General features: G+C 73.8%; 15 protein-coding genes and 4 pseudogenes. 13 read left to right on the top strand and 6 right to left on the bottom strand.

Annotated elements, in window-relative coordinates; genetic code table 11:
• Positions 1 to 104: 104 nt before the first annotated feature.
• A pseudogene (locus ACQEVS_RS28160) lies at positions 105 to 2,437 on the bottom strand (Tex family protein).
• Between the two features lie 80 nt (positions 2,438 to 2,517).
• A complete protein-coding gene (locus tag ACQEVS_RS28165; protein WP_433024821.1) occupies positions 2,518 to 3,405 on the bottom strand; it encodes an SCO6745 family protein in 888 nt (295 codons plus the stop codon).
• 140 nt (positions 3,406 to 3,545) lie between these two features.
• Between ACQEVS_RS28165 and ACQEVS_RS28170 the strand changes: the two are divergent.
• Positions 3,546 to 4,520, top strand: a pseudogene (locus ACQEVS_RS28170) (GlxA family transcriptional regulator); the annotation flags it as partial.
• A gap of 55 nt (positions 4,521 to 4,575) precedes the next feature.
• Positions 4,576 to 5,205: a DJ-1/PfpI family protein gene (locus ACQEVS_RS28175; RefSeq protein WP_433024824.1), complete on the top strand. Its 630-nt coding sequence runs from the start codon at positions 4,576 to 4,578 to the stop codon at positions 5,203 to 5,205.
• Positions 5,206 to 5,295: 90 nt separating this feature from the next.
• Here the strand turns inward: ACQEVS_RS28175 and ACQEVS_RS28180 are convergent, their stop codons facing one another.
• Positions 5,296 to 6,078, bottom strand: coding sequence for an enoyl-CoA hydratase/isomerase family protein (locus ACQEVS_RS28180; protein WP_433024827.1), 783 nt, complete (start codon positions 6,076 to 6,078; stop codon positions 5,296 to 5,298).
• Positions 6,079 to 6,332: 254 nt separating this feature from the next.
• On the opposite strand from ACQEVS_RS28180, the gene ACQEVS_RS28185 reads away from it, so the two are divergent.
• The gene (locus ACQEVS_RS28185; RefSeq protein WP_433024830.1) at positions 6,333 to 6,887 is read left to right on the top strand and encodes an ATP-binding protein; all 555 of its coding nucleotides are present in this window, start codon (positions 6,333 to 6,335) and stop codon (positions 6,885 to 6,887) included.
• On the opposite strand, the gene idi is transcribed toward ACQEVS_RS28185, so the two are convergent.
• The 3 genes from idi to galE all read right to left on the bottom strand — a co-directional run bounded on the left by idi (position 6,862) and on the right by galE (position 9,660).
• Entirely contained in the window at positions 6,862 to 7,473 is a 612-nt protein-coding gene (gene idi, locus ACQEVS_RS28190) for an isopentenyl-diphosphate Delta-isomerase (RefSeq protein ID WP_433024833.1), read from the bottom strand. The two genes, ACQEVS_RS28185 and idi, sit on opposite strands and share 26 nt — an antisense overlap.
• 103 nt (positions 7,474 to 7,576) lie before the next feature.
• Positions 7,577 to 8,518, bottom strand: a complete 942-nt coding sequence (locus tag ACQEVS_RS28195; RefSeq protein WP_433024836.1) for a cation diffusion facilitator family transporter — start codon at positions 8,516 to 8,518, stop codon at positions 7,577 to 7,579.
• A 131-nt stretch (positions 8,519 to 8,649) separates the two neighbouring features.
• Positions 8,650 to 9,660: a UDP-glucose 4-epimerase GalE gene (gene galE, locus ACQEVS_RS28200; protein WP_433024839.1), complete on the bottom strand. Its 1,011-nt coding sequence runs from the start codon at positions 9,658 to 9,660 to the stop codon at positions 8,650 to 8,652.
• Positions 9,661 to 10,000: 340 nt separating this feature from the next.
• Between galE and ACQEVS_RS28205 the strand changes: the two are divergent.
• From ACQEVS_RS28205 to hpnE, 10 genes and pseudogenes are all read left to right on the top strand, one after another.
• A pseudogene (locus tag ACQEVS_RS28205) lies at positions 10,001 to 11,748 on the top strand (DUF5941 domain-containing protein).
• A complete protein-coding gene (locus ACQEVS_RS28210; protein ID WP_433024842.1) occupies positions 11,745 to 12,482 on the top strand; it encodes a sugar phosphate nucleotidyltransferase in 738 nt (245 codons plus the stop codon). The pseudogene ACQEVS_RS28205 and the gene ACQEVS_RS28210 overlap by 4 nt, the downstream one beginning before the upstream one ends.
• Positions 12,470 to 13,531 (top strand): iron-containing alcohol dehydrogenase family protein, encoded by a 1,062-nt coding sequence (locus ACQEVS_RS28215; protein WP_433024845.1) that lies wholly within the window; start codon positions 12,470 to 12,472, stop codon positions 13,529 to 13,531. The genes ACQEVS_RS28210 and ACQEVS_RS28215 overlap by 13 nt, the downstream gene beginning before the upstream one ends.
• The gene (locus tag ACQEVS_RS28220; protein ID WP_398275620.1) at positions 13,509 to 14,288 is read left to right on the top strand and encodes a CDP-alcohol phosphatidyltransferase family protein; all 780 of its coding nucleotides are present in this window, start codon (positions 13,509 to 13,511) and stop codon (positions 14,286 to 14,288) included. Before ACQEVS_RS28215 ends, ACQEVS_RS28220 begins: the two co-directional genes overlap by 23 nt.
• Positions 14,285 to 15,181 (top strand): glycosyltransferase family 2 protein, encoded by an 897-nt coding sequence (locus ACQEVS_RS28225; RefSeq protein WP_433024849.1) that lies wholly within the window; start codon positions 14,285 to 14,287, stop codon positions 15,179 to 15,181. The genes ACQEVS_RS28220 and ACQEVS_RS28225 overlap by 4 nt, the downstream gene beginning before the upstream one ends.
• A gap of 78 nt (positions 15,182 to 15,259) precedes the next feature.
• The gene (locus ACQEVS_RS28230) at positions 15,260 to 16,204 is read left to right on the top strand and encodes an ABC transporter permease (RefSeq protein ID WP_433024853.1); all 945 of its coding nucleotides are present in this window, start codon (positions 15,260 to 15,262) and stop codon (positions 16,202 to 16,204) included.
• A complete protein-coding gene (locus tag ACQEVS_RS28235) occupies positions 16,197 to 16,985 on the top strand; it encodes an ABC transporter ATP-binding protein (RefSeq protein WP_433024856.1) in 789 nt (262 codons plus the stop codon). Before ACQEVS_RS28230 ends, ACQEVS_RS28235 begins: the two co-directional genes overlap by 8 nt.
• A gap of 394 nt (positions 16,986 to 17,379) precedes the next feature.
• Positions 17,380 to 18,278, top strand: a pseudogene (gene hpnC / locus ACQEVS_RS28240) (squalene synthase HpnC).
• On the top strand, positions 18,275 to 19,225 hold the full coding sequence (hpnD, locus tag ACQEVS_RS28245) for a presqualene diphosphate synthase HpnD (RefSeq protein WP_433024859.1): 951 nt from the start codon (positions 18,275 to 18,277) through the stop codon (positions 19,223 to 19,225). Before hpnC ends, hpnD begins: the two are co-directional and overlap by 4 nt.
• Positions 19,226 to 19,328: 103 nt before the next feature.
• A complete protein-coding gene (gene hpnE, locus ACQEVS_RS28250; RefSeq protein WP_433024862.1) occupies positions 19,329 to 20,777 on the top strand; it encodes a hydroxysqualene dehydroxylase HpnE in 1,449 nt (482 codons plus the stop codon).
• The last annotated feature ends 21 nt before the right edge of the window (positions 20,778 to 20,798 follow it).

Here is a 20,798-nt window from a genome sequence, read left to right on the forward strand (position 1 = left end):
AATATCAGCCCGTCCGGCGTTTGAGGACCTCGCGGCGAAGCCGCGATGCCGGGGTCCGGGGCGGAGCCCTGGAAGAAACGGCGAAGGGGCGGGTCCGGGGCTCCCTACCGGCGGCCCTCCGGCCGCACAAGCCCGGCGCGCCGCAACGCATCCGCCATCGCCCCACCCGCCGCAGGCGCGGAAGCCTCACGCCGAGGCCGAGGCGTACCACCGCGCCGGTTCTCGCGCGGCTCCCGCCGCGACGAAGCGGAAGCCTCGTCGTCCAGACGCAGCGTCAGCGAGATCCGCTTCCGCGGAATGTCGACTTCGAGCACCTTCACCCGCACGATGTCCCCGGGCTTCACCACGTCCCGGGGTCCTTGACGAACGTCTTCGACATCGCGGACACGTGCACGAGCCCGTCCTGGTGCACCCCGATGTCCACGAACGCCCCGAACGCGGCGACGTTGGTGACGACCCCTTCCAGAATCATCCCCGCCGCCAGGTCCCCGATCTTCTCGACCCCGTCCTTGAACGAAGCGGTCCGGAACGCGGGCCGCGGGTCCCGCCCCGGCTTCTCCAGCTCGCGCAGGATGTCCGTCACCGTCGGCAGGCCGAACGAATCGTCGACGAAGTCCTCGGGCCGCAGGGACCGCAGCACACCGGTGTTGCCCACGAGGGCCGCGACCTCGCTCCCCGTCCGCTTGGCCATCGCCCGTACCACCGGGTACGCCTCGGGGTGCACGCTGGAGCCGTCCAGCGGGTCGTCGCCCCCGCGGATGCGGAGGAAGCCGGCGCACTGCTCGTACGCCTTGGGGCCGAGCCGGGCCACGTCCTTGAGCGCCTTGCGGGAGCGGAACGGGCCGTTCGCGTCGCGGTGGGCGACGATGTTGTCGGCGAGGCCGGAGCTGATGCCGGAGACGCGGGAGAGCAGCGGCGCGGACGCCGTGTTGACGTCGACGCCGACGCCGTTGACGCAGTCCTCGACGACCGCGTCGAGCGAGCGCGACAGCTTCACCTCGGACAGGTCGTGCTGGTACTGGCCCACCCCGATCGACTTGGGGTCGATCTTCACGAGCTCGGCCAGCGGGTCCTGGAGCCGCCGCGCGATGGACACGGCGCCGCGCAGCGACACGTCCATCCCGGGCAGTTCCTGTGAGGCGAACGCCGAGGCGGAGTACACCGAGGCGCCCGCCTCGGAGACCATAACCTTGGTGAGCCCGAGCTCGGGGTGACGGGTGATCAGGTCGGCGGCCAGCCGGTCCGTCTCCCGGGAGGCCGTGCCGTTGCCGATGGCGACGAGCTCCACCGCGTGCTCCTTCGCGAGCCGCGCGAGGGTGGCCAGGGAGGCGTCCCACTTGTTCTGCGGGACGTGGGGGTAGATGGTCTCCGTGGCGGCGACCTTGCCGGTGGCGTCGACGACGGCGACCTTCACGCCCGTACGGAAGCCCGGGTCGAGGCCCATCGTGGCGCGGGTGCCGGCCGGGGCGGCGAGCAGCAGGTCGCGCAGGTTGGCGGCGAAGACGCGGACCGCCTCGTCCTCGGCGGCCTGGCGGAGGCGCAGCCGCAGGTCGATGCCGAGGTGGACGAGGATGCGGGTGCGCCAGGCCCAGCGGACCGTGTCGCCCAGCCACTTGTCGCCCGGCCGCCCCCGGTCGGCCACGCCGAACCGGCGGGCGACGGCCTGCTCGTACGAGCTCGGGCCCGCCGCGGCCTCACCGGCCGGCTCCGGGTCCAGGACGAGGTCCAGCACCTCTTCCTTCTCACCGCGGAGCATGGCCAGCACCCGGTGCGAGGGCAGCTCGGTGAACGGCTCGGCGAAGTCGAAGTAGTCGGCGAACTTGGCGCCCGCCTCCTCCTTCCCGGACCGCACCTTGGCGACCAGCCGCCCGCGCGTCCACATCCGCTCGCGCAGCTCGCCGATCAGGTCCGCGTCCTCCGCGAACCGCTCGGTGAGGATCGCCCGGGCGCCCTCCAGCGCGGCGGCCGGGTCGGCGACGCCCTTGTCCGCGTCGACGAAGGCGGCGGCAGCGGTGAGCGGTTCGACGCCGGGGTCGGCCAGCAGCCCCTCGGCCAGCGGTTCGAGGCCCGCCTCGCGGGCGATCTGCGCCTTCGTCCGCCGCTTGGGCTTGAACGGCAGGTAGATGTCCTCCAGCCGGGCCTTGGAGTCGGCCTCGCGGATCCGCGCCTCCAGCGCGGCGTCCAGCTTGCCCTGCGAGCGCACCGACTCCAGGACGGCGGCCCGCCGCTCCTCCAGCTCCCGCAGGTAGCGCAGCCGCTCCTCCAGGGTGCGCAGCTGGGCGTCGTCCAGCGCGCCGGTCGCCTCCTTGCGGTAGCGGGCGACGAACGGCACGGTCGCCCCGCCGTCGAGCAAGTCGACGGCCGCCTTCACCTGCCGCTCCTGTACGCCGAGCTCCTCGGCGATCCTGCCTTCGACCGACGTACCGGTTGCCGTCACGATCACGCTCCGCTTTCTCTTCGGACTGCGCTTCGCATTGTGGCAGGTGCCTCGGACAACGCGGCCGCGCCGCCCCCGCCTCAGCCCTCGCCGGTGCCGTCCCCGGGCCGCGGGGAGCCCATCGGGAACCCTCCGGCGGCGGCGATCCGCCCGGCCAGGCCGCCGGCCAGCTCCGTGAGCCGGGCCGTGCCGTCCGCGCCCAGGTGCTCCCACGGCCCGGCGTCCAGCCGGTCGGTCGCCTCCTCGACGTCCCGGCGCAGCGCGGCGCCCGCCGGGGTAAGCGTTCCGTCGGCGGTGAACAGCCCGCGCTCGCGCAGCCGTCGCGCGCCCTCCTCCAGCTCCTCCGCGCTCCACCCGCGGGTGCGCAGCAGCCGCCGGGACAGCGTCCGCCGGTCCCCGTCGGCCGCGTGGCTGACCAGGGCCTCGACCGGGTCCAGCCCGGCACCGGCCAGCGCCGCCAGGTGCCCGCCGCCGCGGTGTTCACGGAGCAGCGTCGCCGCGTGCCACAGGGCCAGGTGCGGGGCGTCGGGGACGGGCTGGTCCGCCTGGGCGGCGTACAGCGGCCGGGACGCGCGCTCACCCGCCTCCGCCGCGCGCAGCGCCAGCTCCGCGGCCTCGGCGATCTCCGGCGAGGCGACGGCCTCGTCCCCGAGTATCCGGCGCAGGGCCGCGTCGCAGGCGCGGAGCCGGGCGGCCACCGCCTCCTCCGGCGCCACCCGCTCCCACACCTCCGGCACATGACGGGCCACCAGCTCGTGCTTGAACACGTGGAACGCGGCCGTCACCGTGCCCGCCCCCACCCGGCCGAGGGCACCGCCGCGCTCCGCGAAGTACCGGGCGTGCCCGTCCTCCACACCGAACGCGGCGAACTCCCGGAAGGTCTCCGGGGTGAAGTACGAGAAGGCGTGCACGGCTTCGAGCGCGGTCTGGCAGCGGCGGCCGGCGGAGAGGATCACGGTGGTGGTCATGCCCCGCACGCTAGGCGGCGGGCGGGGCCGCGCGGAAGACCGGAAGGCGTCCGGGAGCGCCTGCCACGGTGTCCGGCGTGGCAGGAAAGGTGGGAAGGACGTCATTGCCGCCGCCCGCCACCCGGGACCAGCATGTGATCATGACGCCTCGCCGCACCGTGCTCATCGTCCTCCACGAGGGGGTCCAGAGCCTCGACGTCACCGGCCCGCTCGAAGTGTTCACCCAGGCCGGGATGGCGGCCGGCGACCCCGGCGCGTACCGGGTGCGGACCGCCACCGTCGACGGCCGGCCGGTGCGCACCGGCAGCGGCCTGCTGCTGACGCCCGACGGCGCCCTCGACGCCGCACCGGCCCTCGACGCCGCGCCCGCCCCGGACGTGCTGCTCGTCCCCGGCGGCCGGGGCGTCACCGACCCGGACCCGCGGCTCGTCGGGCTGCTGCGCGAGCACGGCCCGCGCGCCGGCCGGCTGGTCTCCGTGTGCACGGGGGCGTTCCTGCTGGCCGCCGCCGGGCTGCTGGACGGCCGCCGGGCCACCACCCACTGGGCGTACTGCGACGGCTTCGCCGCGCGCTTCCCCGCCGTCCGGCTGGAGACCGAGCCCGTGTACGTACGGGACGGCGGCGTCGCCACCTCGGCCGGGGTGACGGCCGGAGTGGACCTCGCGCTGGCGCTGGTCGAGGAGGACCTCGGCCGGGACGTCGCCCTCGCGGTCGCCCGCTACCTCGTCGTCTACCTCCGGCGCCCGGGCGGCCAGCGGCAGTTCAGCGCCCAGCTCGCCGCGCAGACGCCCCGCCGCCCCGCGCTGCGGGACCTCCAGCAGTGGATCGCCGAGCACCCCGGCGCCGACCTGGGCGTCGAGGCCCTCGCGGCCCGCGCCGGGCTGTCGCCGCGCCACTTCGCCCGCGCCTTCCGGGCGGAGGTGGGCGTCCCGCCGGGCCGCTACGTCGGCCGGGTGCGCCTGGAGACGGCCCGGCGGCTGCTGGAGGAGACGGCGGACGGCGTCGAGGAGATCTCCCGGCGCTGCGGCTACGGCACGCCCGAGGCGATGCGCCGGGCGTTCCGGCGCGCCCTGGACGCCCCGCCGGGCGCGTACCGGAGCGGCGTCCGCCCGGCCGTCACATCCGATGCGCCCCCGATGCCACCACAACACCCACCCCGAAAGGCCACCCGTGCGGATCGCCATCCTCCTCTTCCCCGGCTTCACCGTCCTCGACGTCACCGGCCCCTACGAGATCCTGACCCGGCTCCCCGGCGCCGAGGCGGTCCTCGTCGCCGAGCGGCGCGGGCCCGTGCGCGACGACCGGGACATGCTCACCCTGGTCGCCGACGCCGCGTTCGACGAGGTCACCGACCCCGACGTGATCGTCGTACCGGGCGGCCCCGAGGCCAACCTGCCTCTGGAGCCCGGTCCCGTGCACGACTGGCTGCGCACGGCGGACCGCCACTCGCGCTGGACGACGTCCGTATGCACCGGCGCGCTGGTCCTCGGGGCGGCCGGACTGCTGACGGGCCGCCGGGCCACGGGACACTGGCTCTCGCTGCCGCAGCTCGCCGGATACGGCGCCGAGCCGACGGACGAGCGGGTGGTGACCGACGGCAAGTACGTGACGGCCGCCGGCGTCTCCGCGGGGATCGACATGGGCCTGACCCTGGCGGGCCGGCTGGCGGACGACCGCACGGCGCGGTCGATCCAGCTGATCGTCGAGTACGACCCCCGGCCGCCGTACTCGGCCGGGTCGGTCCACACGGCCCCCGCCGAGCTCGTGGCCGAGTGGAAGCGGGTGCGCGGCAAGGAATGACGGCGCGTCAACGTCCCGGCGCAGGCCCGCCTTTCGGCGCGGCGCCGGCCTCCCGGAGGGACGTCGGCCCGCCGCCCGAGCGCCGGGGTCTCACTCCCCGTGCCGAGCGGCCGGGGCCGGCACGCCCCAGGTGAACCGCGGCTCCCTGCGCTCCAGGAACGCCGTGACCCCCTCCGCGAGATCGGCACTGGCGTGCCCGAGCTCCGCCCAGTGGGCGACGCGCTCCGCCGGCGCCGGCCCGGGGCGGGTGAACTCCTTCGCCGCGGCCTGGGTCAGCTGCGACCGCGAGGCGAGCAGCCGGGCGAACCCGGCGACGCGGGCGTCCAGTTCGTCCGGCGCCCACACCTCGTCCACCAGGCCGGTGCGCAGCGCCCGTTCCGTGCCGATGAGTTCGGCGGAGTACAGCAGGTACCGGGCGGCCGCCGGGCCGACCAGGCCGGTGAGGCGGCGGGTGGACGACGCCGCGTAGACGACGCCCAGCCGGGCCGGGGTGACGCCGAAGAGGGCGCCCTCTTCGGCGAACCGGAGGTCGCAGGCGACGGCGAGCTGGCAGCCGCCGCCGACGCAGTGGCCGCGCACGGCCGCGACCGTCGGTTTGGGGAAGGCCGCGAGCGCCTCCTCGGCGGCGACGGCCAGGTCGCGCGGGTCGCCCTCGCCGCCTGCGGTGAGCGAGGCGATGTCGGCGCCCGCGCAGAAGGTATCGCCCTCCCCGGTGAGCACCAGGACCCGGACGTCCGGGTCCGCGGCGCAGCGCTCCAGCAGCGGGGGGAGCGCCCGCCACATGGCGGGTGTCATGGCGTTCCGCTTGGCGGGGTGGGCGATGCGGACCGTCGCCGTGCCGTCGGCGACGTCCAGGTGCAGTGCGGGCTCCATGCGACGGATGCTAACCGGACGGGAGAGGTGCTCCGCTGCGGAACGCTCGCGGTGCGGGCGAAGCGACCTGGTCCGGAGCGTTCCGCGAACGACGATCAGGGCAGCCAGGAACAGTCGCGAGAGTGACTGCGGCATACGCACGCGATCAAATAGCGTCGATTGGCGGCGACTTCTGATCAGCTGTCCGCGCGGACTGTGGTCTTCCCAACACTCGTCGTGTGCGGTGGAGCCACGGCGAGGGGTTGGTATCGGACATGGAGATCGTCGGGAGCGTCCCGCCCGAGCCGGGCCAGGCCCCGCCGCCCACGGCGCCCCGCGAGCCGGCGGGCCCCGCGGGCCGCCCCCTCCGGCAGGGCCGCTGGCGGTTCACCGCCCCCGCGCTCCCCACCTCGGTGCCCCGCGCCCGGCACGGCGTCGCCGATCTGATGCGCCGTCAGAAGGTGCCGCTCGCCGCCGACTTGCTGGACGGCCTGCTGCTGATCGTCTCCGAGCTGGTCACCAACGCCGTCCAGCACGCGGCGCTGCTCTCCCCCGAGCTCACCGTCGAGGTCTCCGTCGGCCCGGCGGAGGTGCGGGTGGCCGTCGAGGACGGCCATCCCTACCGGCCCCGCCCGCTGGTGCCCGACGAGGAGCGGATCGGCGGCCGGGGGCTGCTGCTGGTGCAGGCCGTGGTGGACGAGGCCGGCGGCAGCTACGACGTCGAGCACACCGCGAGCGGCGGCAAGGTCGTCTGGGCCGTCCTGCCCCTCGCCGCCGCGTCCGCCGCTCCTCGCTCCGCCGGACCTACCAGCCCGCCCCGGCCCCGATGACCTCGCGGACGGCCGGCCGCGCCGTGTCCAGCACCGTCATGAACCACGCGGAGAACGTCACCTCGGCCATCAGCTTCTCCAGCTCGGCGGGGGTCACATAGGCGTACTCCTCCACCTCCTCCGGATCCGGCGCCGGGGTGGCCCGCACGGTGCCGACGAAGAGGTGGTTGTACTCCTGCTCCACCAGACCCGACAGCGGGTCCGGGTGGTTGTAGCGCACCGTGCCCGCCTCGCGCAGCAGCTCGGGGGCCACGCCCAGCTCCTCGGCCGTGCGCCGGGCCGCCGCTACGAACGGCAGCTCGCCGGGGTACGGGTGCCCGCAGCAGGTGTTGGACCACACACCGGGGGAGTGGTACTTGCCCAGCGCCCGGCGCTGGAGCAGCAGCCGCCCGTGCTCGTCGAAGAGGAAGACCGAGAAGGCGCGGTGCAGCCGGCCGGGGGCGAGGTGCGCGGAGACCTTCTCGGCGGTCCCGATGGTTCTGCCGTCCTCGTCGACCAGCTCCAACATGATCGGTTCAGCGGCTTCGGGGGAGGCGGGGGCCGCGGCGGAATCGGCGGAGCGGCCCTCGGCTGATGTGATCGGCATTGACCATCCTCGGGTGTCGGTCTTGACCCTCAAGTCTGCCCCACGGCGGCCCGGGCGGAACGCGGGGACCCGGGGGAGGCGGAAGCGCGCGGACGGGCGCGGATCAGTGGCAGAGCCGCGCCTCGCGCTCCGCGTACCCGCCCGGTTCCAGCTGGAAGGTGCAGTGTTCGACGGCGAAGTGCTCGCCCAGGCAGCCCTGGAGGTCCCGCAGCATCCGTTCGTGCCCGGCCGCGTCCAGCGTCTCCCGGTCCACCACCACGTGCGCCGACAGCACCGGCATCCCCGAGGTGATCGTCCAGACGTGCAGGTCGTGCAGGCCCCTGACCCCCGGCAGGGCCGTGATGTGCGCCCGGACCTCGTCCATGTCCACGTCCTTGGGCGCGGCCTCCAGCAGCACGTCCAGCGCCTCGCGCAGCAGCTTCAGCGTCCGGGGCACGATCATCAGCCCGATCAGCAGCGAGGCCACCGGGTCCGCCCGGGTCCAGCCCGTCGCCATGATCACCAGGGCGGAGAGCACGACGGCCAGCGATCCCAGCGCGTCCGAGAGGACCTCCAGGAAGGCCCCGCGCACGTTCAGGCTCTCCTTCTGCCCGCGCATCAGCAGGGACAGCGAGATCAGGTTGGCGACCACGCCCACCAGGCCGAACACGACCGTCGTCCCGCCGGGCACCTCCGTCGGCGCGGTCAGCCGCTGGACCGCCTCGAAGAGGATGTAGCCGCCGACGCCGAGCAGCAGCAGGCAGTTCAGCAGCGCCGCCAGGATCTCGGCGCGCGCGTAGCCGTAGGTGCGCCGGCCGCCGCTCGGCCGGTTGGCGAAGTGGATCGCGACCAGCGCCATCCCGACGCCCACCGCGTCCGTCGCCATGTGGCCGGCGTCGGCCAGCAGCGCCAGCGAACCGGTCAGCATCGTGCCGACGATCTCCGCCACCAGCACCGAGAGTGTGATGCCCAGGGCGATCCGCAGCCGCCCCCGGTAGGCCGCCGCCGCGGTGCCGGTCGGCGGGGGGCCGCCGTGCGTGTGGCCGTGGTCGTGCCCTGCACCCATGAACGCCGCCTCCCGCGTACCGGTCCCCGGCGGCGGGTGCCGCCCGGCTCCTCAGTGAACTACGGGCGGGGGGCCCTGGGCAACGCGACACCGAACACCGTTGTCATCCCCGCTGACCTGCGAGGATTCCATCAGTGCGCGGGACGCGCCGGGCCTCGGCCGGCGGACGCGTCCGGATGGCGCAGCCGCCAGCCCTCCCAGGCGGAGACGACCATGCTCCGCACGTCGTGGCGCGGGCTCCAGCCGAGCGTCCGGGTGATCAGGTCGTTGGCGGCGACCACCCGGGCCGGGTCGCCCGGGCGGCGCGGAGCCACCTCGGGCGTCAGCCCCGGGCGTCCGCTGACCTCGCCGATCAGGTCCGCCATCTCCCGGACGGACACCCCGCGGCCGGTGCCCACGTTCAGCGTCAGGTCGCCCGCCTCCGGCCGCTCCGCCAGCCGGCGGGCCGCGGCCAGGTGCGCGGTGGCCAGGTCCTCGATGTGGATGTAGTCGCGGACGCAGGTGCCGTCCGGGGTGGCGTAGTCGTCCCCGAAGATCCGCGGGCGCTCGCCCCGGGTGATCCGGTCGAACATCATCGGGATGATGTTGAACACACCGGTGTCCGCCAGCTCGGGACGGGCCGCGCCCGCCACGTTGAAGTAGCGGAGGCAGGCGGTCGACAGACCGTGCGCGGCGCCCACGGCCCGGACCAGCCACTCGCCGGCCAGCTTGGTCTCCCCGTAGGGGTTGATGGGCAGGCACGGCGTCGCCTCGGTGACCAGATCGACGTCCGGCATCCCGTAGACGGCCGCGGAGGAGGAGAAGACGAAGCTCCGCACGCCCGCCGCGACGACGGCCTCCAGCAGCACGGTCAGCCCGTGCACGTTCTCCCGGTAGTACAGCAGCGGCCGCTCGACCGACTCCCCGACCTGCTTCTTGGCCGCGAGGTGCACCACACCGGTCACCCCGTGCTCCTTGAGCGCCCGGTCGACGGCCTCCCGGTCCAGGACCGAGCCGCGCACCAGGGGGACGCCCTCGGGCAGCCGCGCCGCGTCGCCGTTGGACAGGTCGTCCAGGACGGCCACCCGCTCGCCGGCCTCCGTCATCGCCCGCGCCACATGGGCCCCGATGTACCCGGCCCCGCCTGTGATCAGCCACGTCATGACGGCACCCTAGACCAGTCCGGGCACCGGTCCGCCCCGCGCCGGGCCGGGGCCGGACGGGCCGGGAACCACCGCGGCGCCCCGGACGTCCTCCTCGTGAGGCCCGGGCCGCACCCGGCGGTGAACGGCGGCTTCCAGTGATCCGATAGCCTCTGCCGACGTGCCGCTCGCCACCGACGCCGGGGCCCCGCGCGGCACCACCGCTGCCCGGACACCCTGCGGACCCGAGGCGGCCAGGCACGCTTCCAAGGAGTGAGTTCGTCTGTCGACCGCCATCCTCACCGGTTTGCCGCCCGTCGGCTCCTCCCTGGAGGGCGACCTGCGGTCCCTGGGCTTCGACGTGCGCGTGGCGGCCGACGCCGCCGAGGTGTCCGCCGCGCTGGCGGCCGCTCCGGCCCACGCCCGGCTCGCCCTCGTCGACCACCGCTTCGTCGGGCACCTCCACAGCCTCCGGCTCGTGCTGACCGACCCCCGCTTCCCCGCCGCCGCCGTGCACGGCGCCCTGACGGTGCGGCCCGAGGCCCGGGCCGCGCTGCGGGACGTCGTCGCGCTCGCCGACGGCCGGCACCGGGTGAGCGCCTACGCCGGCTCGTCCGCCGTCCCCGCCTCCCCGCGGGACGTCCTGCCGGACGCCCTGGCCGCCGGCCTGGAGGCGCACGGCGTCGCCGTCCACCGCCCCGAGCTGGGCGTGCTCGTCGCCGACGTCCCCCCGGACGCCCCGGCCCGGGCGCACGCCGAGGCGGCCGTCGCGGCCACCGACGACGAGGCCGTCCGGCTGCGCGGCGCGGTGAAGTCCCGCGACGGTTTCTTCACCACCTTCTGCATCAGCCCGTACTCCCGTTACCTCGCCCGCTGGTGCGCCCGGCGCGGATTCACCCCCAATCAGGTGACGACCGCCTCGCTGCTGACGGCACTGATCGCGGCGGCCTGCGCGGCGACCGGCACCCGCCCCGGCTTCGTCGCCGCCGGCCTGCTGCTCCTCTTCTCGTTCGTGCTCGACTGCACCGACGGCCAGCTCGCCCGCTACTCGCTCCAGTACTCCACGCTCGGCGCGTGGCTCGACGCCACCTTCGACCGGGCCAAGGAGTACGCCTACTACGCGGGTCTGGCGCTGGGCGCCGCCCGCGGCGGCGAGGACGTCTGGGCGCTGGCGCTCGGCGCGATGGTCCTCCAGACCTGCCGGCACGTCGTCGACTTCGCGTTCAACGAGGCCAACCACGACGCCACGGCGAACACCAGTCCGACCGCCGCGCTCTCCGGGAAGCTGGACAGCGTCGGCTGGACGGTCTGGGCCCGCCGCATGATCATCCTGCCGATCGGGGAGCGCTGGGCGCTGATAGCCGTCCTCACCGCGCTCACCACCCCGCGGATCGTCTTCATCGTGCTGCTGATCGGCTGCGCCTTCGCCGCCTGCTACACCACCGCGGGCCGCGTCCTGCGCTCGGTGACACGGAAGGCCCGCCGCACCGACCGCGCCGCCCGCGCGCTGTACGAGCTCACCGACTCCGGCCCGGTCGCCGAGACCGTCTCCAGGATCGCCCGCGTCAAGGGCGCCGCGACCGTCCCGCTGCTGGGCCTCGTCGCCACCGCCGCGCTGCTGGTCCCGCTGCTGGTCAAGCCCTTCGGCAGCCCCCTGGGCGTCGCCGGCGCCGCCGTCTACGCGATCCTCGCCGGCCTCGCCGTCGCCGGCCCCCTCAAGGGCCCCTCGACTGGCTGCTCCCGCCCGTCCTCCGGGCCGCCGAATACCTGGCGATCCTGATCCTGGCCGCGCGCTCGGACCTCGACGGAGCGCTTCCCGCGGCGTTCGGACTGGTCGCCGCGGTCGCCTACCATCACTACGACACGGTGTACCGCATCCGCGGCGGCACCGGCGCGCCCCCGCACTGGCTGGTCCGGATGATCGGCGGCCACGAGGGACGGGCCCTGGCGGTCACCGTCGCCGCCGTCCTGTGGCAGGGCCAAGGCTTCACGATCGCGCTGACGGCCCTCACGGCCGGCATCGCCCTCGCGGTGCTCATCGAGAGCATCCGCTTCTGGGTGTCCTCCGGGGCGCCCGCAGTACACGACGAAACAGGAGAACCCGCATGATCGGCCTCGTGCTGGCAGCCGGCGCCGGACGCCGTCTGCGCCCCTACACCGACACCCTCCCCAAGGCCCTGGTGCCCGTGGACGGCGAGACGACCGTCCTCGACCTCACCCTGGCCAACTTCGCGGAGGTCGGTCTGACCGAGGTCGCGATCGTCGTCGGTTACCGCAAGGAGGCCGTGTACGCGCGGCAGGCGGCGCTGGAGGAGAAGTACGGCCTCAAGCTCACCCTGATCGACAACGACAAGGCCGAGGAGTGGAACAACGCCTACTCCCTGTGGTGCGCCCGTGACGTCCTCGGCCGCGGCGTGATCCTCGCCAACGGCGACACCGTGCACCCGGTCTCCGTCGAGAAGACCCTGCTCGACGCCCGTGGCAACGGCCAGAAGATCATCCTCGCCCTCGACACGGTGAAGAACCTCGCCGACGAGGAGATGAAGGTCATCGTGGACCCCGAGAAGGGCGTCCAGCGCATCACCAAGCTGATGGACCCGGCCACCGCGACCGGCGAGTACATCGGCGTCACCCTGATCGAGGCCGAGGCCGGCGCCGAGCTCGCCGACGCCCTCAAGACCACGTTCGAGAAGGACCCCGACCTCTACTACGAGGACGGCTACCAGGAGCTCGTCAACCGCGGCTTCAAGATCGACACCGCGCCGATCGGTGACGTCAAGTGGGTCGAGATCGACAACCACGACGACCTCGCCAAGGGCCGGGAGATCGCGTGCCAGTACTGACGAGGCTCATCCCCTCGCCGGTCGTCGTCGACATCCGGGCCGGGGCCCTGGACGATCTCGCCATGGTCCTCGCGGACCAGCGGATCTCCAGCTCCGGCAAGCTCGCCGTCGCGATCAGCGGCGGCTCCGGGGCGGCGCTGCGCAAGCGGCTCGCCCCGGCGCTGCCCGGCGCCACCTGGTACGAGGTCGGCGGCGGCACCCTCGACGACGCCATCAAGCTGGCCGACGCCATGAAGTCGGGCCACTACGACGCCGTCGTGGGCCTGGGCGGCGGCAAGATCATCGACTGTGCGAAGTTCGCCGCCGCGCGCATCGGCCTGCCGCTGGTCGCCGTGGCCACGAACCTCTCCCACGACGGTCTCTGCTCGCCGGTCGCCACCCTCGACAACGACGCGGGCCGCGGCTCGTACGGCGTGCCCAACCCCATCGCCGTCGTCATCGACCTCGACGTCATCCGCCAGGCCCCCGGCCGCTACGTCCGCTCGGGCATCGGCGACGCCATCTCCAACATCTCCGCCGTCGCGGACTGGGAGCTGGCCAACCGGGTGCGCGGCGAGGACATCGACGGCCTGGCCGCCGCGCTGGCCCGGCAGGCCGGCGAGGCCGTGCTGCGCCACCCCGGCAACGTCGACGACGACGGGTTCCTCCAGGTGCTCGCCGAGGGCCTCGTGCTCACCGGCATCTCGATGTCCGTGGCCGGCGACAGCCGCCCGGCCTCCGGCGCCTGCCACGAGATCAACCACGCCTTCGACCTGCTCTACCCCAAGCGCGCCGCCCCGCACGGCGAGCAGTGCGGCCTCGGTGCCGCCTTCGCCATGCACCTCCGCGGTGCCCGCGAGGAGTCCGCGCTGATGGTCGAGGCCCTGCGCCGGCACGACCTGCCCGTGCTCCCCGGCGACATCGGGTTCACCGAGGACGAGTTCGTCCGCGCCGTGGAGTTCGCTCCGCAGACCCGGCCCGGGCGGTTCACCATCCTGGAGCACCTCGCCCTCACCACCGACCAGATCAGGGACGCATACGCCGACTATGCAGAAACCGTCAGTCGCTGAACTCCGGCCGGTCGTCCACCCCGCGGGGGTGAAGGACCGGCGCAGCGGTGAGCACTGGGCCGGCCGCCTGTACATGCGGGAGATCTCGCTGCGGGTGGACCGCCACCTGGTGAACACCCGTGTGACGCCCAACCAGCTCACCTACCTGATGACCGTCGCGGGCGTCCTCGCGGCCCCGGCCCTGCTGGTGCCCGGGATCGCGGGCGCCGTGCTCGGCGCCGTCGCCGTCCAGCTCTACCTGCTGCTGGACTGCGTCGACGGCGAGATCGCCCGCTGGAAGAAGCAGTACTCGATGTCCGGGGTCTACCTGGACCGGGTCGGCGCCTACCTGTGCGACGCCGCCGTCCTCCTCGGCCTCGGCCTGCGCGCCGCCGACCTCTGGGGCGGCGGCCGCATCGACTGGCTGTGGGCCTTCCTCGGCACGCTCGCCGCGCTCGGCGCCGTCCTGATCAAGGCGGAGACCGACCTCGTCGGCGTCGCCCGCCACCAGAACGGCATGCCGCCGGTCAAGGAGGCCGCGGCCGAGCCGCGTTCCTCCGGCATGGCCCTGGCCCGCAAGGCCGCCGCGGCGCTGCAGTTCCACCGGCTGATCCTCGGCATCGAGGCGTCGCTGCTGATCGTGCTCCTCGCGATCCTGGACCAGGCCCGGGGCGACCTCTTCTTCACCCGCCTCGGCACCGCCGTCCTCGCCGGCATCGCCGTCCTGCAGACGCTGCTGCACCTCGTGTCCATCCTCGCCTCCAGCAGGCTGCGATGAGCGCCCGGGGCCTGAAGGTCGGCGCGGTCGTCCTCACCATGGGCAACCGCCCCGCCGAGCTGCGCGCGCTGCTGGAGTCGGTCGCCAAGCAGGACGGCGACCCGATCGAGGTCGTCATCGTGGGCAACGGCGCGCCGCTGCCCGAGGTGCACGTCCCCGGGCTGGCCGTGCGGACCGTCGAGCTGCCCGAGAACGTCGGCATCCCGGCCGGCCGCAACGTCGGCATCGAGGCGTTCGGCCCGGCCGGACGCGACGTCGACGTCCTCCTCTTCCTGGACGACGACGGCCTCCTGCCGAACCAGGACACGGCGGAGCTCTGCCGCCGCGCGTTCGAGGCCGACCCGAAGCTGGGCATCATCAGCTTCCGGATCGCCGACCCGGACACCGGCGTCACCCAGCGCCGGCACGTCCCCCGGCTGCGCGCCTCGGACCCGATGCGCTCCTCCCGGGTGACGACCTTCCTGGGCGGCGCCAACGCGGCCCGCACCCGGGTGTTCGCGGACGCGGGCTGCCTGCCGGACGAGTTCTTCTACGCGCACGAGGAGACCGACCTCGCCTGGCGGGCCCTCGACGCGGGCTGGATGATCGACTACCGGGCGGACATGGTCCTGCACCACCCGACCACCGCCCCCAGCCGGCACGCGGTCTACCACCGCATGGTGGCCCGCAACCGGGTCTGGCTGGCCCGCCGCAACCTGCCCGCCCTCCTCGTCCCGGTCTACCTCGGGGTGTGGATGCTGCTCACCCTGGCCAGGAAGCCCTCGATGCCGGCGCTCCGCGCCTGGTTCGGCGGCTTCAAGGAGGGCTGGACGACGCCGTGCGGTCCGCGCCGGCCCATGAAGTGGCGTACCGTGTGGCGCCTGACCCGGCTGGGTCGCCCGCCGGTGATCTGACAAGCTCTTGTCTGAGAGCATCGGGCGCTGCCGGGGGACCGTCCCCGGCAGCGCACCTTGAGGACGAAAGTGTCAACAGTGAGCGAGACAACGCACGGCAGTGCGGTCGCCATGAGTGCTGCACCATCACCCGACGAGGGGCTGTCGGCCGCCGAGCTGGCCAGGAAGTACGGCCTGTCGGTGAGCGGCGCCCGCCCGTCGCTGCCGGAGTACGCCCGGCAGCTGTGGGACCGGCGGCACTTCATCCTTGCCTTCTCCCGGGCCAAGATGACGGCCCAGTACAGCAAGGCCAAGCTGGGGCAGCTCTGGCACGTCGCCACGCCCCTGCTGAACGCCATGGTCTACCTGCTGATCTTCGGCTTGCTGATGCAGCAGAGCAAGGGCATGGGGATGGGCACCTACATCCCCTTCCTGGTGACGGGCGTGTTCGTCTTCACCTTCACCCAGAGCTCGGCGCTCTCCGGGGTCAGGGCCATCTCGGGCAACCTGGGGCTGGTGCGCGCCCTGCACTTCCCGCGGGCCGCGCTGCCGATCTCCTTCGCACTGCAGCAGCTCCAGCAGCTGCTGTTCTCGATGTGCGTGGTCTTTGTGTTCCTGATCGGTTTCGGTCATATGCCGGCGCTGTCCTGGCTGCTGATCGTGCCGGTGCTGGTGCTGCAGTTCGTCTTCAACACCGGCCTGTCGCTGGTCCTGGCCCGGCTGGGCAGCAAGACCCCGGACCTGGCCCAGCTCCTGCCGTTCATCCTGCGGACGTGGCTGTACGCGTCCGGTGTGATGTACAACATGGTCGAGGCGCTGAAGAAGGCGCACGCGCCCGGCTGGCTCGTCGACGTGCTGAGCGCCAACCCGGCCGCGGTCTACATCGACCTCATGCGGTCCTCGCTGATCACCAGTCACGCGGCGAGCAAGCACATCACCCTGCCGTCGCACGTGTGGCTGCTGGCCGTCGGCTGGGCCGTCCTGGTCGGCCTCGGGGGCTTCGTGTACTTCTGGAAGGCTGAGGAGCAGTACGGCCGTGGCTGAGCAGAGCACCGCCCCCGACGGGGCCCGCATCCCCACCGTGATCGCGGACGACGTGCACATCGTCTACCGCGTCTACGGCGGCAACACCGGCCGGGGCAGCGCCACCGCCGCGCTCAACCGGATCGTCAAGCGCTCCCCGGGCGCCGGGGTGCGGGAGGTGCACGCCGTCAAGGGTGTGAGCTTCACCGCGTACCGCGGCCAGGCCATCGGCCTGATCGGCTCCAACGGCTCGGGCAAGTCCACGCTGCTGAAGGCCATCGCCGGGCTGCTGCCCACCGAGCGCGGCAAGGTCTACACCGACGGCCAGCCGTCCCTGCTGGGCGTCAACGCCGCGATGATGAACGACCTCACCGGCGAGCGGAACGTCATCCTCGGCGGCCTCGCGATGGGCATGACCCACGAGGAGATCCGCGAGCGCTACCAGGGCATCGTCGACTTCTCCGGCATCAACGAGAAGGGCGACTTCATCACGCTGCCGATGCGGACGTACTCGTCGGGCATGGCGGCCCGGCTGCGCTTCTCCATCGCCGCGGCGAAGAAGCACGACGTGCTGATGATCGACGAGGCTTTGGCCACCGGTGACCGGTCCTTCCAGAAGCGCTCGGAGGCGCGGGTGCGCGAGCTGCGCCAGGAGGCCGGCACGGTCTTCCTGGTCAGCCACAACAACCGCTCGATCCGGGACACCTGCGACCGGGTCCTCTGGCTGGAACGCGGCGAGCTGCTGATGGACGGCCCGACGGACGAGGTCGTCCGGGCCTATGAGAAGGAGACCGCCCGCTGAGGGCGGAATCGGGCCTCCCGCCGCGACCGCGCGGCGGGAGGCCCTTCTCCGTTTCCGCGTCGGAAAATGACATGGACGCGCATATTGGCTGGGACGGCCCGGCGGGGCGTGGCATTGTATGGATCAAGCACGGACCTCGGCGAAGACCGCGTGCTTGTACGGCGTACGCTGTAGCGTGCTGTGCCAGGGAGGCGCCCGGCGGTGCCGGGCACCGGGGGCGTTTCAGGGGCGGCTCACGGGGGAGCAGGGCAGGTGGCCGCGCTGCGGCGTGTCCGAAATAGGATGTTCTGGGTCGGCAGTGTAGAACGGGAGATGTGACGGCGATGGCTGTGATGGCTGCGGGGCCTCTCCAGATCAGAGGCGCATACGCCGTCTGTGGTCCGGGCAGCCCGCGATGACCGCGGGGACGGACGCGCATTCGCGTGCCGTGCTCGACAAGGCCGCGCACGAGAACTTCCCGGTCGCGCCGTTCTTCCTGCCGCGCGCCCGGCGTGACGACCTCATGGCGATCTACGGGTACGCGCGGCTGGTCGACGACATCGGCGACGGCGACGTGGCCCCCGGCGGGCGCGACGCCGAGCTGCTGGGCCTCGACCGCGAGCAGGCGGACGACCGGCTCGCCATGCTCGACGCCTTCGAGGCCGACCTGCGACGGGTCTTCGCCGACCACGGCACGGGCCCGCGCCACCCGCTGCTGCGGCGGATCCGGCCGATGGTCCGGCGCCACGGCCTCACCCCGGAGCCCTTCCTGGGCCTGATCGAGGCCAACCGGATGGACCAGCGGGTGCGCCGCTACGCCACCTACGGCGATCTGGTCGCCTACTGCGAGCTGTCGGCGAACCCCGTCGGACGGCTCGTCCTCGGGGTCACCGGGACGGCCAGCCCCGAGCGGATCCGCCGCTCGGACGCGGTCTGCACGGCGCTCCAGATCGTCGAGCACCTCCAGGACGTGGCCGAGGACCTGGCACGTGACAGGATCTACCTCCCGGCCGAGGACATGGATCGTTTCCGGGTGGGCGAGGCCGACCTCGCGCGGCCCAGTGCGGGCGCGTCGGTGCGCGCCCTGGTCGCGTTCGAGGCGGAACGCGCCCGGTGCCTGCTGAATGAAGGGACCCCCCTGGTGGGTAGCGTCCACGGCAGGCTGAAGCTGTTGCTCGCGGGGTTCGTGGGCGGGGGAGGGCCGCGCTCCGGGCGGTCGCCGCCGCGGGACACGACGTACTCCCCGGACCGCCCAAGCCCACCAAGCTCAGCCTGCTGCGCGAGGTGGGGGCGACACTGCGAAGAGAGGGGTGAGCGGGACCGTGATCGGAACGCCACACGCGTCCGCACCGGTACTCGCCGCGTACAGCTACTGCGAGGCCGTCACCGGACAGCAGGCCGGCAACTTCAGCTATGGGATCAGGCTGCTGCCGACCGCCAAGCGACGGGCCATGTCCGCGCTCTACGCCTTCTCCCGGCGGGTCGACGACATCGGGGACGGGCCGCTGGACATCGAGTCAAAGCGGCTCCGGCTGGAGGAGACGCGCGCCGTGCTGGGCCGGATAAGGGACGGCGACGTCGAGGAGGACGACACCGATCCGGTGGCCGTCGCCCTGGCGCACGCCGCCCGGCGCTTTCCCATTCCGCTCGGCGCGCTCGACGAACTGATCGACGGCGTTCAGATGGACGTTCGCGGCGAGACCTACGAGACCTGGGACGACCTGGCGGTGTACTGCCGCTGTGTCGCGGGGTCGATCGGAAGGCTCTCGCTCGGCGTGTTCGGCACCGTGCCCGGCGCGCGGGATACCGAACGCGCCCCCGAGTACGCCAATACGCTGGGGCTGGCGCTCCAGCTCACCAACATCCTGCGTGACGTCCGGGAGGACGCGGCCAACGGCCGTACCTACCTCCCCTCCGACGACCTCGCCAAGTTCGGCTGCTCGGCCGGGTTCGGCTCCGCCGTCCCGCCGGAGGGCGCCGACTTCACCGGCCTGGTGGCCTTCGAGGTCCGGCGCGCCCGCGCGCTGTTCGCCGAGGGCATGCGGCTGCTGCCGATGCTCGACCGGCGCAGCGGCGCCTGCGTCGCCGCGATGTCCGGCATCTACCGCCGGCTGCTCGACCGCATCGCCGAGACCCCGCAGGCCGTGCTGCGCGGCCGGGTCTCGCTGCCCGGCCGGGAGAAGGCCCTGGTGGCCGTCCGCGGGCTGTCCGGTTACGACGCGCGCAGCGTCCACCGGCAGACCGCCAGGGGGCGCGCTTGATGAGCCCCGCCCGCACCGGCGGGCCGGACGCCAAGGCCCGGATCATGGGCGCAACCTCCGACGGCGCGGACGCGTCCCCGACAGCAGCCAGAAGGGTGGGAGCATGACGGAGACGGACGCACCCGCCGTACCCGCCGGCAGGGCCGGCGGCCCCGGCGGGTCGGCGGCCGTGGTGGTCGGCGGCGGGCTCGCCGGGGTCACCGCGGCGCTCGAACTCGCCGCCGCCGGCCTTCGGGTCACGCTGCTGGAGGGCCGCCCCCGGCTGGGCGGCCTCGCCTTCTCGTTCCGGCGCGGGGAGCTGACCGTCGACAACGGCCAGCACGTCTTCCTGCGCTGCTGCACCGCCTACCGCTGGTTCCTCGACCGGATCGACGCCGGCCACCTCGCCACCGTGCAGGACCGCCTCGACGTCCCCGTCCTGGACGTCGGCCACCGCTCCGGGCGCCCGCGGCTGGGCCGGCTGCGCCGGGCCGCGCTGCCGGTCCCGCTGCACCTGGCCGCCAGTCTGGCCACGTACCCGCACCTGTCGTTCGCCGAGCGGATGAGCGTCGGGCGCGCCGCGCTGGCACTGCGCGGGCTCGACCCCGCCGACCCGGCGCTGGACGACGTCGACTTCGCCGGCTGGCTGCACCGCCACGGCCAGTCGGCCCGTACCGTCGAGGCGCTCTGGGACCTGGTGGGCGTCGCCACGCTGAACGCCACCGCCGACCAGGCGTCGCTGGGGCTGGCCGCCAAGGTCTTCAAGACCGGGCTGCTCTCCGAGCCCGGCGCCGCCGACATCGGCTGGGCGAGCGTGCCGCTGGGCGAGCTGCACGACACCCGGGCCCGCGCCGCGCTGGACAAGGCCGGGGTGCGGGTCGCGCTGCGCACCCGCGTCACCGGGCTCGCCCGGGGTGACGCGGGCGGCTGGCGGGTGGAGACCGAGAGCGGCCCCGGCACCGGCGAGCGGCTGGACGCCGACGCCGTGGTGCTCGCCGTCCCGCAGCGCGAGACGCACGCCCTGCTGCCGGACGGCGCGCTGCCCGACGCCGGGCGGCTGCTGGAGATCGGCACCGCGCCGATCCTCAACCTGCATGTGATTTATGATCGCAAAGTCCTGCGGCAGCCGTTCTTCACGGCGCTCGGCAGTCCCGTGCAGTGGGTCTTCGACCGGACGCACTCCTCCGGACTGGCGGACCGCACCGCGACCGGCCAGTACCTGGCGGTCTCCCAGTCGGCCGCGCAGGACGACATCGACCGGCCGGTCGCCGAGCTGCGGGCGCGCTACCTGCCCGAGCTGGAGCGGCTGTTGCCGGCCGCCCGCGGCGCCGGCGTGCGGGACTTCTTCGTGACCCGGGAGCGGACAGCGACGTTCGCCCCCACACCGGGCGTCGGCCGGCTGCGGCCGGGCGTCCGGACCGACGCGCCCGGCCTGTTCCTGGCCGGCGCGTGGACCGCAACCGGCTGGCCCGCGACCATGGAGGGCGCCGTGCGCAGTGGTCTCAACGCCGCGGACGCGGCCCTCTCCGGGCTCGGCCGGACCTATCGCAGCCCCGTGCGGGAGGCGGTATGACCCAGCGAGCCCCCCAGGCGC

This window comes from Streptomyces sp. CA-181903 (genome assembly GCF_050937075.1).
GTDB lineage: Bacteria > Actinomycetota > Actinomycetes > Streptomycetales > Streptomycetaceae > Streptomyces.

Excerpts from the sequence above, each read along its gene's own strand:
- ACQEVS_RS28165 (WP_433024821.1), bottom strand. The coding sequence starts at position 3,405 with ATGACCACCACCGTGATCCTCTCCGCCGGCCGCCGCTGCCAGACCGCG.
- ACQEVS_RS28180 (WP_433024827.1), bottom strand. The coding sequence starts at position 6,078 with ATGGAGCCCGCACTGCACCTGGACGTCGCCGACGGCACGGCGACGGTC.
- ACQEVS_RS28185 (WP_433024830.1), top strand. The coding sequence starts at position 6,333 with ATGGAGATCGTCGGGAGCGTCCCGCCCGAGCCGGGCCAGGCCCCGCCG.
- idi (WP_433024833.1), bottom strand. The coding sequence starts at position 7,473 with ATGCCGATCACATCAGCCGAGGGCCGCTCCGCCGATTCCGCCGCGGCC.
- ACQEVS_RS28195 (WP_433024836.1), bottom strand. The coding sequence starts at position 8,518 with ATGGGTGCAGGGCACGACCACGGCCACACGCACGGCGGCCCCCCGCCG.
- galE (WP_433024839.1), bottom strand. The coding sequence starts at position 9,660 with ATGACGTGGCTGATCACAGGCGGGGCCGGGTACATCGGGGCCCATGTG.
- ACQEVS_RS28210 (WP_433024842.1), top strand. The coding sequence starts at position 11,745 with ATGATCGGCCTCGTGCTGGCAGCCGGCGCCGGACGCCGTCTGCGCCCC.
- ACQEVS_RS28220 (WP_398275620.1), top strand. The coding sequence starts at position 13,509 with ATGCAGAAACCGTCAGTCGCTGAACTCCGGCCGGTCGTCCACCCCGCG.
- ACQEVS_RS28225 (WP_433024849.1), top strand. The coding sequence starts at position 14,285 with ATGAGCGCCCGGGGCCTGAAGGTCGGCGCGGTCGTCCTCACCATGGGC.
- hpnE (WP_433024862.1), top strand. The coding sequence starts at position 19,329 with ATGACGGAGACGGACGCACCCGCCGTACCCGCCGGCAGGGCCGGCGGC.